General features: G+C 49.1%; 13 protein-coding genes. 6 read left to right on the forward strand and 7 right to left on the reverse strand.

The annotated features are described in order from the left end of the window. Positions 1-22: 22 nt before the first annotated feature. From KNP03_RS00370 to KNP03_RS00390, 5 genes are all read right to left on the reverse strand, one after another. Positions 23-1,318 carry a hypothetical protein gene (locus KNP03_RS00370; protein WP_214823751.1) on the reverse strand — a complete coding sequence of 432 codons (1,296 nt, stop codon included), beginning with the start codon at positions 1,316-1,318 and terminating at the stop codon, positions 23-25. Further along, on the reverse strand, positions 1,315-2,619 hold the full coding sequence (locus KNP03_RS00375; RefSeq protein ID WP_214823761.1) for a hypothetical protein: 1,305 nt from the start codon (positions 2,617-2,619) through the stop codon (positions 1,315-1,317). Before KNP03_RS00375 ends, KNP03_RS00370 begins: the two co-directional genes overlap by 4 nt. A gap of 7 nt (positions 2,620-2,626) precedes the next feature. Then, the gene (locus KNP03_RS00380) at positions 2,627-3,901 is read right to left on the reverse strand and encodes a hypothetical protein (protein ID WP_214823763.1); all 1,275 of its coding nucleotides are present in this window, start codon (positions 3,899-3,901) and stop codon (positions 2,627-2,629) included. 6 nt (positions 3,902-3,907) lie between these two features. Further along, on the reverse strand, positions 3,908-5,209 hold the full coding sequence (locus KNP03_RS00385) for a hypothetical protein (protein WP_214823765.1): 1,302 nt from the start codon (positions 5,207-5,209) through the stop codon (positions 3,908-3,910). Positions 5,210-5,302: 93 nt separating this feature from the next. Next, entirely contained in the window at positions 5,303-5,686 is a 384-nt protein-coding gene (locus KNP03_RS00390; RefSeq protein WP_214823767.1) for a DUF302 domain-containing protein, read from the reverse strand. A gap of 171 nt (positions 5,687-5,857) precedes the next feature. Between KNP03_RS00390 and KNP03_RS00395 the strand changes: the two genes are divergently transcribed. From KNP03_RS00395 to KNP03_RS00410, 4 genes are all read left to right on the forward strand, one after another. Further along, positions 5,858-6,250 (forward strand): Spx/MgsR family RNA polymerase-binding regulatory protein, encoded by a 393-nt coding sequence (locus KNP03_RS00395; RefSeq protein WP_214823769.1) that lies wholly within the window; start codon positions 5,858-5,860, stop codon positions 6,248-6,250. A 134-nt stretch (positions 6,251-6,384) separates the two neighbouring features. Then, the gene (locus KNP03_RS00400; RefSeq protein WP_214823771.1) at positions 6,385-7,485 is read left to right on the forward strand and encodes an AI-2E family transporter; all 1,101 of its coding nucleotides are present in this window, start codon (positions 6,385-6,387) and stop codon (positions 7,483-7,485) included. Positions 7,486-7,757: 272 nt separating this feature from the next. After that, on the forward strand, positions 7,758-9,002 hold the full coding sequence (locus tag KNP03_RS00405; protein ID WP_240544393.1) for an MDR family MFS transporter: 1,245 nt from the start codon (positions 7,758-7,760) through the stop codon (positions 9,000-9,002). A gap of 151 nt (positions 9,003-9,153) precedes the next feature. Then, complete coding sequence (locus tag KNP03_RS00410) at positions 9,154-10,647, forward strand: peptide MFS transporter (protein WP_214823773.1); 1,494 nt, start codon at positions 9,154-9,156, stop codon at positions 10,645-10,647. Positions 10,648-10,698: 51 nt separating this feature from the next. On the opposite strand, the gene KNP03_RS00415 is transcribed toward KNP03_RS00410, so the two are convergent. After that, entirely contained in the window at positions 10,699-11,994 is a 1,296-nt protein-coding gene (locus KNP03_RS00415; protein WP_214823775.1) for a glutamine synthetase family protein, read from the reverse strand. A 192-nt stretch (positions 11,995-12,186) separates the two neighbouring features. On the opposite strand from KNP03_RS00415, the gene KNP03_RS00420 reads away from it, so the two are divergent. Further along, a complete protein-coding gene (locus KNP03_RS00420; RefSeq protein WP_214823777.1) occupies positions 12,187-13,224 on the forward strand; it encodes an SDR family NAD(P)-dependent oxidoreductase in 1,038 nt (345 codons plus the stop codon). A gap of 34 nt (positions 13,225-13,258) precedes the next feature. Here the strand turns inward: KNP03_RS00420 and KNP03_RS00425 are convergent, their stop codons facing one another. Beyond that, complete coding sequence (locus KNP03_RS00425) at positions 13,259-13,579, reverse strand: YflT domain-containing protein (RefSeq protein ID WP_214823779.1); 321 nt, start codon at positions 13,577-13,579, stop codon at positions 13,259-13,261. 190 nt (positions 13,580-13,769) lie between these two features. Between KNP03_RS00425 and KNP03_RS00430 the strand changes: the two genes are divergently transcribed. Then, positions 13,770-14,828, forward strand: coding sequence for a GTP pyrophosphokinase (locus KNP03_RS00430; protein WP_338082693.1), 1,059 nt, complete (start codon positions 13,770-13,772; stop codon positions 14,826-14,828). The last annotated feature ends 66 nt before the right edge of the window (positions 14,829-14,894 follow it).

Genomic DNA, 14,894 nt, shown 5'->3' on the forward strand with positions numbered 1-14,894 from the left:
TCTACGTCACTCGGCTGTTTCGTCAATCCTTTTTCAGTTCAGGGAAGTAAGAAAGAAACGTCTCCGCTCCCTCGCTCGTCAGCTTGAACGTCAACTCCCGCTTGGCGTCAGTCAAATAGATGTCGAGCTTTTTGGATCGTTGTTTATACGACACCTCGAACACTTGCCCTTTCAATCCTTGATTGATCGTCAAATATCGGTACACACCCGTGTCACCCGGACGCTTAACCGGTCTCGCGGTTTTGATCGCATTTAGTAAGTCGTCAAAATCAATTCCGGCTGCACGCACGGCATCCGGATAATTCAATGGCGTTTCCCCATCGTACGGCATCTTATGGAGATAAATATCCGCTTGTTGATCCTCTCTTTCGTGTGCGTCACTCAATCGTGAATCGTGGTCTCCATCTGTTGTTGGATAAAAAGTAAATGACAAGTCTTCCGATACTTGTTCTCCGTCTTCAATATAGGTGAACGTATAGACACGAACAGGAGTATCCAACTGAAGGATCTCGTCGTCAACAATTGGTTTAACATCTAAGCTTACGAACGTTGTTTCGTAAGCGTTCGATTGAGTCTCATCAAAAAAGTGAAGCAGTTCAGAACTATAATGTCCTTCTCCGAAAGAAAGAACGATGTAGGCTTGTTCAGTACTGTCCGAATAACCGATTGAAAAACGAACGTCTTTCATATACCTCGCGCTCATCGGATCAAATACTATGAAAGGCTGAAGCATTGTTTTTGCGCCGAGCTTCAATTCGATTTCACCCAAGATACCTGGTTGTAGTTGGAACGTGCTGCCTTCTATTATTCTGATTGGATTGCCGAGCTGATCGACAGGCTCATACCCCTCGACTTTATCTGAGGAATGTTCGATGGTCGGAAAGGTATTTATGGGCACTCCGGCAGTCACATCAACAAATTCGGGAAATTCATCTACAACCCTGACTACAGGAGAAACCGACGCTTCATCTTGGCAAATGACATAGTTATGATCTCCCTTAAAATATGAGACCGATTTGAACGTATCTCGCTCCTCAAAGGCAGTCATTGATCGGCGATAGGCAACAAATGTATCATATACCGTTAAATCGCCACTCAACTCTTCCTCTGGTCCTCTACAAGCCTCAAGGATCGAGCTTACTTTTACAGAGTCATCGGCTTCACCATTCAAACCGATCGGGTTGAGGATGGTCCAATCTGTCTCTAAATATTTCAATTGGACGACGGGCATGTCTTCCTTCCCACACCCCGAGATCCAAAATGTTAGAACCGTAAGAAGTGCTACTACGCGAGTCCAGTTCCGATTTGCCGAGCTCATGGTCTCACCTCCGGGAAGTAGGACAGAAACGTCTCCGCGCCTTCACTCGTCAGCTTGAACGTCTGTTCCCGCTTGGCGTCGGTCAGGTAGATATCAAGCTTTTTGGAGCGCTGTTTATACGACACCTCGAACTCCTGCGACTTCATCCCTTCAAATATCGTCAAGTAACGATATTCCTGCTCATCTCCGGCACGACTGACGGGTTTAGCATGGCTGATTGCCTCTAACAAGGCGTTCACATCAGTTCCCGCTGCGCGCATCATTTCCGAATCACGAATCGGACTCTCATCATCGAATGGTTTGGTGTGAAGGTAAAGAAGGGGTCCTTCATCTTTGTATGTAGGCACCTGTTCAGCTGGACGATCAGCCTGACCTTCTTCGAAAACACCTGGTCGATATGTCAATCGGATCTCTTCTGTGACGGGTTGCCCATCTTGTTCGTAGCTGATTTCGTAGACTGGTGTTTGAACGTGAGGTTCTAGCACATCCTTTGTGAACACAGGTTTCGCAGACAGGTATATATAAGGAATCGTTTGCATCAAATCCGCCCTCGAAAAAATCTCGAGCGGTGCAGAATTGAAATACCGGTCTCCATATGACAGCAGGAGATAGGCCTGTTCCGTCTCCTCATCATATCCGAGTGCCAAGCCGATATGGTCGATATCCGTGCTAAATGGTGTGAAATCGATTAGTTGGATTTCCATCCCCTGTTCGCCTAGACTGAATCCGATGCTTCCATACAAGGAAGGAGTCAGCTGAATGAGTGAGTCCTCTAAAATCAAAATGGATTGACCCGTCGAATCATATTGATCCTTCAGCTCAAAAAATGTTTCCCGTACGGAATCCGAAACAGTGTCCAGACTCGGGTGATTCGTCATTTTTTTACCGGAAGCAAGGTCTACAAATTCAGGGATCTCATCAATCGTCTCCGCGACCAGATTGTATGTCGTCTCATCCTGGCAAAGGACATAGAATTCCTTTCCTTTTACGTAGCTCACTACCTTGATATGATGGTATCCACCCTCGGGCATGTTGTACGACCCATGCGCCAGAAATGGATTGTAAACCGTAAAATCCCCTCCCAACTCGGTCGTTCGCTCGCCGGTACAGGCATCGATTACCGCATCGGCGTTAGAGAGCTTGACTGTCTCCAAATCGTCAGTGATTTTTTCGACGGTCCATGAATAGGTCATATCCTCGAGCGCGACGACAGGGATGTCTTTCTTCACGCAACCGCTCGTCAGGAGTATCGCTGCGCATGTGAGCCCGATGACCCGATTTCGTGTTTGATTTCTTATCATCATGCGATCAGTCCTTTACTTTCGGGAAGGCGGCTATGAATTTTTCCGCTCCCTCGCTACTCAGTTTGTACGTCTGCTCATGCTCCGGGTCGGTCAGGTAGATGTCGAGCTTTTTAGAGCGCTGTTTGAATGAGAGCTCGAACTGCTGGTCCTTGTAGCCATCGGTCAACGTCACATATCGATAGGTCGTCTCGTCTCCTGACCGCTCAACCGGTTCTGCCGATTCGATTGCTTTCCATAGCGCCTCTACTTCATCCGCATCCGGTTGAAGGACATTCGGATACGCAATCTTTCCTCCTGCCTCATATCGGTCTTTATGTACGTAAATCATCGATTCATTGATCGCCATGTGTTCAGATTGAATAAAACCACTCATCTCCGTTCCCTCTGCTTTAAACTCCCCTTCGTGGAACGTCATCGTGAAGACCTCGGTCACGCGCTCCCCGGCTTGGTCATACGTGAACTCATAGAGCGGTGTCGCCACCCCGGGGTCGAGCGTTTCGGGTGATGCGACCCGTTTGATTTGCAAACGATTAAAGCGGGTCGGTTCATTGTCCTCCCGGTCATAAAACTCGATCGGATTGCCGATGTACGATGAAGCGTTCCCGAATGTATGAAACACGAAGGCGCGATTTGTCTTCCCGTGAATTCCGACAGTCAGGTCGATCTCATTTCCCGCTCCATAGACCGGTTCGAACAAAGGGAGCTGGTACGTCAACTGTCTCTCCCCTAATTTCAGTTCGAGAAAGCCGTAAGCAGGGAGCTTGATGTTCAACAGCGACTGCTCAACCCACATGAATCCAATCTCATCTTCCGTGAAGGCGGGAGCGGATCGTAATTCTTCCAGTTCTTCCTCTGTCGGCATTTCGATCGACGGGAGCCAGGACAACTCGAGCCGCTCATTCGACTCAATAAATTCCGGGAAGTGGTCGACTTTATCCGCGACGTATCGGACATCGGAACGGTCACGGCAGACGACGTACTTTTCGTCACTTTCGATGTACGAGATGGTACGTTCCTTCATTGAGACATCATTTGCTGCAAAAGGAAGTTTCGTTGCGGTAACAGTACCGTAAACTTTGAAATCGTCTTTTATCTCGACCGCACGTTCGCCGACACACGCGTTCAATATTCCCTCCACGGACTCCTGATCAGATTGGTCAACGCCAAACAATTCCCAATGTGACGGGATATATTTCAGATCCACCACATCGATTTCTTCATTCCCGCAAGCGCCGAGCAGCGTGGTGACGGTCAAGCAGGCTAATGCGAATCGTTTCAAAAAGCCTCATTCCTTTTCATTTATTTTAGGGAAGGCGGATCGTAATGCTTCTGCCGCCTCACTTGATAATTTGAAGGACTCGTTTCGTTTTGGATCGGTCAGGTAAATATCCAATTTTTTCGACCGCTGTTTGTACGACACGTCAAATACTTGTTCCTTCACTCCATCGATGATGGTGAGGTATCGATATGTTCCCTCTTCACCGGTCCGCTCGATGGGTTTGGCCGATTCGATCGAGGAAAGGAGCTCCTCGACCTCCTCTTCTTTTGCATGGAGGATATCAGGTTGATTGAGCGGGGTTTCCGGGTCATACGGTTTCTTATGGATGTAAATCATCGGTCCATCATAGATGTTTGGTAAGAGATTCTCGAACATGTTTCGGGGCTCCTCCCCGTTCTTCACGAATTCACCTTCGCGGAACGTCGCCGAAAGGGTCTTCGTCACACGCTCACCCTTTTCGGTGTATGTAAATTCATAGAGCGGGGTGGACACACCAGGGTCGAGCGGACCAACTGGTGCGATCTGCTTAATGGACAGATCATGAAAGAGAAGTTCATTTGTGATGTCAGAATGTTCTTCTTCGATAAAGCCAATCGGATTCCCAAAAACATATTCGTGATTGTAAGACGCTAACAGGAAAGCGCGGCTGGATTTCGGGTCATACGCGATCGCAAGCTGTTGATCTTTCAGCATCACACTGACCGGTTCGTACACCTGCAGGTGACTTTTGATCGGTTTACCACCCAACTCGAAGTCAAGGACCCCGTAATAGGCAGGTGATATGTTCAAGATCGAACCGCTGGACGGCTTCACGTCTAGTCCAAAATCTTTCAGGCCATCCGAGAGCAGGAACTGCTCGATCTCCTCGTCTGTCGGATACTGAATGATTGGCGTCCGGCTCAATTCAATGCTTTGACTTGTATCAATGAAGCTCGGGATCTCTTCAATGGCTTCCGCGACAAATTGATTCGATATCTGTTCTCGGCAAAGAACGTACGGCTCATCCCCTTCAACGAAAGAAACAATTCGATACATATAGGCGTCACTCGATAAGGTGATTGGGCGACGATTCATAACCATCGAGTCATAGATGACTAAATCCCCTTTCAACTCAGTCGTCCTTTCCCCTTGGCACATTGTCATCAGCTCCGTCGCATGCTCACTCGCAACCGTGTCACCCATTCCGGTCAATTTTTCTGTGCTCCAATGTGACGCGTTCGTCTCCAGATGCAATACCTCGACGTCATCTTTTCCGCATGCTCCGAGCAAGCCCGCGATGCTTAACAAAACGAAAGCTAGTCGTTTCAAAATTTCCCCTCCTTTAAACTACACATCCAATTTTACCATTTAATTACTTGTGCATACAAAAAAATCCCGCTCTTTTTATGAGCGGGAAATGGTTTAACGGCTGCTGTCGATTGCCCGATGGAGACTGGCTTCTACGTCCGAGGCAATCGCCTGGAGTGACTCATCTTCGATCAGGCTGATCAGTTTCGTCGGTCTCGGCATGCCGATATGTGTCTGTCCATCTTTCGAGAAGACCGCAATCTTGCAAGGGAGGAAATATCCTGCTTCAAGTTGATGCGACAGCACTTCTTTGGCCGCTTTCGGATTACACACTTCCAGGATGCGGTACTCCTGGTCGATTGCCTGTCCTTTTTTCTCCAAGGTCGCACTCAGGTCAAAGTCCCATAACACACCGAACGATTCCTGTTTCAACGTTTCTCCCAGACTGTTCACGACTTCATCAACTGATTTGTTGCTCTGGACCGTATAGTCAAACATGCTAGAACCTCCTTATAAGATGTCTCTCTCATGGTGTACCCGTACAATGATTATTCAAATCAGACAGGAAGATAAAAAGTATGTGTGATTTGAAACATAATTCGCTCACGACCCGTACAAAAGAGAGACAATAAAGAGAACCAAACTGACCATAAAGGAGATGTGATTGCCGTGACAGTCACCGTATTCACCCATACGAGCTGCAGTTCCTCCAGAAAGACGATTGATTGGTTGCGTGAACAGAACATTCCGTTCATTGAAAAGAAATTGACAGACCAGGGCCTCTCGTTCACAGACTTCAAAGAAATGTTGAGTCTGACCGAGAACGGGACGACCGATCTGTTGTCCGTTCAAAAAAGTGTGTACAAACAAGCCGCTGAAAAATTAGACGAGATGTCCCTTCGCGAACTTTATAGCTTCGTGTCGTCGAACCCGCAAATCTTAAAAAGCCCGATCGTGTTCGATCATTACCGGATCCAGGTCGGATTCAGTGAAAAGGAGATTCGGACGTTCATCCCGAGACACGACCGGATCGCCGAATTGAAACGATTATTGAACCAATGACAAGAGCCCTGCCTGCGCAGCGCTCTTTTTTCTTCTTTCCGTTGGATGAGACAGCTATTGAAACCTGTAACAAAAACATTCATAGTTAGAAGTGAAGATTTAACAGAAAACTTAACGTATGAGGGGATAGATCATTGGAGCTCAATCGTCAACTTATTTGGAGACTTAGTGTCATCGGATTAATCTTACTCGTCCTCTGGCGAGTGATCAGTGAACCGGACACGATTTCCCGTGTCCTACACTATACATTTCAATTATTGACCCCGGTCATCATGGGGATCGCCATCGCGCTCCTGTTGAATACGGTCTTGTCGTATCTCGAGGAGAAGTTTCGGCTCAAGCGCTATCAGAGCCTTTTGATCGTGTACATCACGTTTATCGGCATCCTGGTCGTCTCGATCGTCACACTTTTCCCGAGAATCTACGCGAGCACGGTCTCGCTTGTTGAAGAACTACCCGTCTATATTCGCCAAATCGATGTCTTCTTAGGGGACGTGAATACGTACCTGAAGGATTATAATGAAACGATTGCGGAGGCACTTGATATCAACCGTTTTGAGGAACGTTATTCCGGATGGCTCGAGACGGCTGTCTTGTCTTCGGTCGGTTACGTATCGAGTTTGACGATGACGCTCATCAATTTCTTGATCGGGATCGTCATCTCCATCTATTTGTTGAAAGACAAAGAAGTGTTCTCCCGCATGTTCAAGCGACTTCTTTACGCGAGTCTACCGGTTGCGACGGCGAAGACGTCGATTGATATCTTTCAGGAAATGGACTACATCTTCAAGCGCTATATCATCGGAAAGTCTCTCGACTGCCTCATCATCGGGGTCTTGGCGGTCGCCGGACTCCTCGTGATCGGTGCGCCTTATGCCCTGTTACTCGGGGTGATCATCGGGGTGCTGAACTTTATCCCGTACGTCGGGCCGCTTCTCGGGATGATCCCGGCTTTCATCATCACCTATTTCTATGACCCGTTCACGGCCCTTCTTGTCCTGTTGTTCATCTTTTTATTGCAACAGTTTGACGGGCTCTGGCTCGGACCGAAGATTTTAGGCGACAGCGTCGGCATCACTCCGTTTTGGGTCATCACCTCCATCATCATCGGAGGAAGTCTGTTCGGTCTCGTCGGCATGTTCATCAGTGTGCCGATCACCGCCATGATCCAAGTTGTCATGACGCGGCTCATCGATTTCCGCCTGAACGAAAAGAACTTGAACGATCTGTTATAAACGTTGTAACAATTTGTTGACATATTCAATCACTGTGTCATACAGTTGAAATGAAGATTCTAATCATAAAAGAAAGGAGAGGTTTCCATGTCAGTCGTATCTTCGGTTCGATTCATCCAACATCATACGGATTGGCGGGCGCCTCTTCATCTGGACTATAGATGACGCCTGCCTGACTGGGCATGCAGAAACATCGACAACGTGGGACGTCGTATGCCTTGATGCATATGACGTCCTTTTTGCATGACAAAAACATGAAGCAGGTGAAAAATATGTTCCAAACTTTAAAACGGCTCGACCGAAACATTTGGATTCGCTTTTTCGGAGAGACCATCACGGGAATCATGATGTTTATGATCGCCCCGTTCCTCGTCTTATATTACAGTGATAAACTCGACAGCTACGTCCAAGTCGGAATCATCATGGCGACCGGCCCGATCATGGCTTTGATTGGCTCGATTCTTGGTGGCCGACTAGCTGACCTTTACGGACGTAAGCCGATCATGATGATTGCCATCTTGGGCGACGCCACCGCTTTGGTCGGTTTCGCATTCGCCGATACGTTTTGGCCGCTCTTGTTGCTGAATGCGATGCTTGGGCTCACGAACTCTCTCTTCCACCCGGCAGCGAGTGCCATGGTCGCAGACGTGACGGAACCTGAACAGATGAACGAAGCGTTCGGCTTGTTGCGGATGGGGCACAACATTGGTGCCGCGTTCGGTCCGCTTCTCGGAAGCGCCGTGTTGTTCATCGATCGTCAATACATCTTCTTTGCCGCGGCAGTCGCTTTCGTTCTCTATGCGATGGTCCTTGGGAAGTTTATTCACGAGAGTGTCCCGGAAGTGTCGGATGAGGGTTCTCCTTCAAACCGGGACGTCCTTCGCGTATTCTATAACGATCATGTGTTTCTCGTCTTTATCTTTGCGGGTATATTCATATCAATGGGATTCTCGCTCGTCGAGAGCATGTTACCGCTCTTCTTGAAAGAGTCGCTACCGACCTACTCGAATCAGGAGAACCCGTTCCCGTATATGCTCGCTTTGAATGGAATCATGGTCGTATTGTTCCAGTTCCCGATCGCATCAAAATTGGGAAACAAACCGTTCGGGAAAGTCATGCTCGCCGGCGCGACGATCTTCGGTGTCGGAATGATCCTTCTCGCCCTCGTCCCGAGATTCCTGTATTCGATTCAGACCCCGTACTTGATCCTTGTCGGAATCTTGATGGCGGTCTATGCGTTCTATACACTCGGTGAGATGATCATGTCACCTGTTCAGCAGACCTTTATCGCGTTGATCGCGCCAGAGAATATGCGCGGGGCCTACAACGGTGCCGCCAGTATCCAATGGCTCATCGGAGGCGTGACCGCCCCGCTCATGGCTAGTCTCTTCTTTGACCATAAAGCCGGTCACATCGCGTTGATGCTCGTCGGCGGGGCAAGCTGTCTGTCCGGATTGATCTATTGGCAGCTCGGTCGCCGCGTCAAAGCGGCAGAACAAAAACGACAAACGGCATAACGCACAACTCTTGACCACACGCCATGCTTCTCAAGCTCGTGTGGTCTTTTACTTCTTTTCAAGAACATTAAAAATTGAAATTATCTTTCAATACTACTTTACAATCGTATACTTCCTTTTTTATGATAAAACGGTTAAGGAGGGATCTTTCATGGAAAGGATCGATAAACAGACAATTGTGGACAGCGTTCCACAGAAAGGTTTTTTAGGACAACCGAAAGGGTTGTTCACGTTATTCTTCACTGAATTTTGGGAGCGGTTCTCATACTATGGGATGCGGGCAATCCTCGTATTCTATATGTACTATGAGGTATCGGATGGCGGGCTCGGACTCGATCAAAACGTCGCCCTCTCGATCATGTCCGTCTACGGGGCACTCGTCTACATGTCCGGCGTCATTGGGGGATGGCTCGCGGACCGGGTATTCGGGACATCTCGTGCCGTCTTTTATGGCGGATTCTTCATCATGCTGGGACATATCGTCTTGTCCATCCCGGGCAGTGTCGTCTTCTTGTTCATGTCAATGGCACTCATTGTCATCGGGACAGGTTTATTGAAACCGAACGTATCGAGCATCGTCGGCGACATGTACAGTGAGACGGACCGGCGCCGTGACGCCGGGTTCAGCATCTTCTATATGGGGATCAACCTCGGGGCATTCATCTCGCCTCTCATCGTCGGCTCCGTCCAAAAGAGCTACGGCTTCCATTGGGGCTTCGCCCTTGCCGCAGTCGGGATGTTCCTCGGACTCGTCGTTTTCGTCCTGACGAGAAAAACGAACCTCGGCCTAGCGGGTGCATACGTCCCGAACCCGTTATCAGCGGATGAGAAGAAAACAGCGATCAAAGTCGTCACTCTCGTCACGCTCGGGATTGCCCTCTTGTTGGCAGTCCTCATTCCATTAGGTTGGTTCACGATCGACACGTTCATCACGTTGGTCGGTGTATTCGGGATTGCCATTCCGACGGCATACTTCATCATCATGTATCGCAGCCCGAAAACGACAGAAGTCGAACGTTCCCGGATCATCGCCTATATCCCGCTCTTTATCGCATCGGTCATGTTCTGGGCGATCCAAGAGCAAGGCGCGACCATCCTGGCCAACTATGCGGATAAACGGACAGACCTCGATTTCTTCGGCTTCACCTTGTCACCGGCTTGGTTCCAATCGCTCAACCCGCTCTTCATCATCCTGCTTGCTCCAGTCTTCGCCTGGATGTGGGTGCGACTCGGAGACCGTGAACCGAGCATCCCGACAAAGTTCGCATTCGGGATCTTGTTTGCCGGAATCAGCTTCCTGGTCATCTTGCTCCCGGCCTATTTCGGTGGACCGGACACACTCGTCAATCCACTCTGGCTCGTACTCAGTTACTTCATTGTCGTACTAGGTGAACTTAGCTTGTCCCCGGTCGGATTGTCGGCCACGACGAAGCTGGCACCTGCCGCCTTCTCGGCACAGACGATGTCACTCTGGTTCTTGTCGAACGCTGCGGCACAAGGGATCAACGCCCAGCTCGTCAAATTCTACACGCCGGAGAACGAGATGCTTTACTTCGGTATCATCGGGGGTGCGGCCATCGTACTCAGTTTGATCTTGTTCGCCCTCGCTCCAAAAATCAAAGAATATATGCGCGGGATCCATTAATCACAAAAACGTCAGCCTCAAAATCGAGGCTGACGTTTTTTTCATGGTGTCTTATTTACGGACTTGGATGAGCGACAGATAACGGTCGACCATGTTGTGATTGAAGTAATCATGGAAGTTGTCCTTCTTCAGTGATTGAATCGACTCATGGAACGTCGCCGGGAGCGAACCGATGCCCTGGTCCTCGATCTGTTTGGCCGAGTACTCGAACAAGTCATCCTCGTTCGGTGCGGACGGCTCGATTTGCTGCTCGATCCCTTCGAGACCTGCATAGATGAGTGCCGCGAGCGCCAAATAAGGGTTCGCACTCGGGTCCGGGTTACGTACCTCGACACGCGTCGCACTTCCACGCGAAGCCGGGATCCGGATCATGGAGCTTCGGTTCGATGGACTCCAGCAAATGTTGACCGGTGCTTCGAAGCCTGGGACGAGCCGTTCATAGGATTCTGGGTGCGGGTTCGTGAAGATGGCTGTCGCACGGGCATGTTTTAAAATCCCTTCAATGAAATGACGCGCCGTCTTCGAGAGACCGTAGTCGGCTTCCGGCTCATCGAATGCGTTCGACGTCGGTTTACCGGATTCGTCGTTTTTCCATACCGAGATGTTCAAGTGCATCCCTGACCCGTTCACGTCACGACGTGGTTTCGGCAGGAAGGACACGCTCGCATCTTTTTCTTGAGCGGCGATTTTGACCACTTCTTTAAAGAATTGGATGTTGTCCGCTGTATGGAGCGCATCGTCATATTTGATCCCGATCTCATGCTGCGCCGGTGCGACTTCGTGGTGTACGGCCTCGATTTCAAACCCGACGTCACTCAAACGGTTGGCGATATGTTGACGGACCGCATATCCTTTGTCTTCTGAGCGGGTCGAGAAGTAGCCGGCCTCATCATAAAACTCTCCATTTTCATCAAAGACGAAAAACTCCGGCTCGGCTCCGACGAAGACGGAATACCCGTCACGCGCCGCACGTTCGAGCGCATCTTTCAACACATTGCGCGGGTCAAATTCATAACGATCTCCTTCTGGTGTGCACACGTCACAGAAGAAGGCCAAAATGTTCTCTTCCCCGTCCTTCTCATAACGAGGACGATTCAAGTCCGGTCGTAAGAACAAGTCGGAATTCTTGATGGAAGAAAATCCAGCGATTGACGACCCGTCGAACATCGTCTTCCCTTCGAACACTTCCTGCAACAGTTTTGACGAAAGCGTCAAGAGTTTCAAATCACCGAGTACATCTGAGAAATAGAGATGGATTTGGGTGATTTCTTTTTCTTTGACCGCTTTCTCAATTTCTTGTTGCTTCTTTTCCAAGACGTCCTTGTCACTTCCGAATAGATTTGCCATGATCCTACATTACCTCACTTAATTTATTTGACAGTCTGATCTGTCGATACGCACCAATCGTACGCTTCTCTATAAGTCATAACCGACCTGTGTTTTTTTTAAACATGCGTTTTTTAACAAATGGGCAACAGTGGCTTCATTCCCCGTCAGTTGTTATGATAGGGACAGATTGAAAGAAAGAGGGAGAATGATTTGTATATTTTTATGACTGGTGCGACTGGATTCTTAGGAGGAAGGCTGGCACGCGAGCTCATCGCCAAAGGTCACACGTTGAGTGTGTTGGCACGTTCAACTGAAAAAGTGAATGCGATGTTCACGGAAACAGAAAGACGGTCGATCCGTGTCTTACAAGGAGATTTGACGGCCCCGATGCTCGGAGCGGATGAATCGTTCATCGAGTCGAACAAAGGAAAAGTCGATCTGGTGCTGCATATGGCCGCCCTCGTCAAATTCGACGAGTCGCTGCGGGACGAACTGTTTGAAACCAATTTGACAGGAACGAAAGAGGCGCTCGCCTTGGCGAAATCACTCGCTTGCCCCCGGTTCTTCCACGTGAGTACGGCCTACACCCTTGGGGCGAATGAAGTCGGCGGGGAGTCTTTATACGATGTGAACCAGCCGTTCCTCAATCCGTATGAAGAGAGCAAGGCGCATGCCGAGCGTGTCGTCTGGGAGGCGCGGCATGAACTCGATGTCTCCATTTTCCGACCGGCGATCATCGTCGGCGACTCAAAGACCGGCGAGGCCGACTCGAAATTCACGATGTACGGATACATGCGTGCCCTTGAACTGTTCAAACGAAAAATGGAGCGCAGAGGCGGACTGGATGAATCCATCCGATTGATCGGTTCGGCAACCGGTACCTCAAACCTCGTTCCTGTCGATTATGTCGCAGATGTCCTGCTCGCCGCAGTCGAGCATGCGAAACCGAACACGATTTACAATGTCACGAACGATACCCCGCCTACGAATGACGTGATGCTCGACTACATGAAGGAGGCGCTCTCGTTCCCTCATCTGACGATCACCGAGACCCCGGCTTCTTCACTGAGTAAAGTCGAACAATCGTTCAATGACATGGTGAAGGTGTTCAATCCTTATTTGAATCGGGATATCACCTTCCATGACCCGAACACGAAACAATTGCTCGCCGATGCCGGATACCGTCCGCTCCAGCTCGACCGTCACTCGTTGCGACGCATCGTGGACGCTTATTATCACACCAAATAGAAAAAAGGACCGATTCGCTTCGGTCCTTTTCCCTTTATTTATCGCAGACGAGTACGATTTTTCCGTCCTGAATCTCATGTTCCAAAGAATCGATCATTTGTTTCGTCAAGCCAAGGCTTTCCATCTGTTCGATCCGGTCATGTGAATTGCTCGTGAACTTCGATAACAATGACTCAAACAATCCTTTTTCAGGGATTCGATAAGGTTGCACCCCGGTCTCGGCCGCCAATCGAATCGTTAATTCATCGTCGCTCGCAAATAAGTAGATATGTTCATTGACACATCCTCCCGATACCATCTCTTGTACTTCATGGTCCACCGAAGTCATGTCATGTACGATTCTTGTCTCTAACATTCATTCTTCCTCCTAGACGTCCGCTTTCGAACAGTAGAATGGTAATATTATTCCCGTAAAGTGAGAGTCTAAACGTTAAATTTCATTATTGTGACATTTTTTTCTCAGATGTGTGTCCGCTCATCGGTTTTCGCCCTTTCCCGACTCTCTGAGATGGTATAATGAGAGCATCGAAGAGGAGGGATGACCCGTGCCGAAACAGGATATGAACGCCATCATGCTCGAGTATCTGAATGAAAAAGAGGACTATGAAGCATTTGCCGCAAAACTTAAATCATTGTTGAGTGAGTTACTCACCGAGGCCGGAATCCAGTTCCATTCCATCGTCGCACGAGCGAAAGAGGCGGAGAGTCTCTACGCGAAGCTTTCTCGAAAACCATACCAGTACCGATCGCTCCGGGATGTCCAGGATTTGGCCGGAATCCGGATCGTTACCTACTTTCACGATGACGTCCGGGCGGTCGCTCAAATATTAGAAGACGAATTCTCAATCGACCGGGAGCAGTCGATCGACAAGTCGACGCTTCTCGATGCGAACGAGTTCGGCTATTTGTCTGTCCACTATGTCGTCGGGCTGAACGAACGACGCCTCGCCCTAGGCGAATATCGCCGATTCGAAGAAAAAGAGGCGGAGATCCAAGTCCGTTCGATCCTGCAGCACGCGTGGGCGGAAATCGAACACGACCTGGGGTACAAAAATCCGAACGCGGTCCCTCCCGAGATCAAACGAAGTTTCAGTCGGGTCGCCGGTCTCCTTGAAATCGCCGATTCTGAGTTCGTCAATATACGGAAACAGTTGCGGACGTTCGAGCAGGAGACGGTGGAACAAATCGTCGACTCCCCTGAGACCGTCACCATCACCCGGGACAACCTGAACTATTATATTGCGAACGACCAGACCGTCGAGAAACTTGACCACGCCATCTTCCAGAGTGATTGGCTCCTCGAGACCGATTTGTCGACCATCGTCGAACTGACACGGATGTTCCATTATGCTGAGATCCGGACGTTCAAAGACTTGAACGACACACTCACGCTTTATTTCGACCATGCAAAAAAATGCGCCTCTCTTCTTCCATCGTCACTTTTACCGCGACAAGGGATGGGCGTCGTCTATGCTGTATTGGCAAAACTTCTTATCGAAGGCGACGATCAACAGATCGAGTTCTTTTTCCGACGTTTCTATCCGGACCTGAAACACTATGACGAGGTCCTGCAAGAATTGCGTGTCCGCGAAGAACCAACATAACTTTACAGACAACATGTTTTTAATGTAAAATGTTTTTATGTTCTGAAGTATATATGAATAATATTG

This window comes from Exiguobacterium algae (assembly GCF_018617875.1).
GTDB classification, from domain to species: Bacteria; Bacillota; Bacilli; order Exiguobacteriales; family Exiguobacteriaceae; genus Exiguobacterium; species Exiguobacterium algae.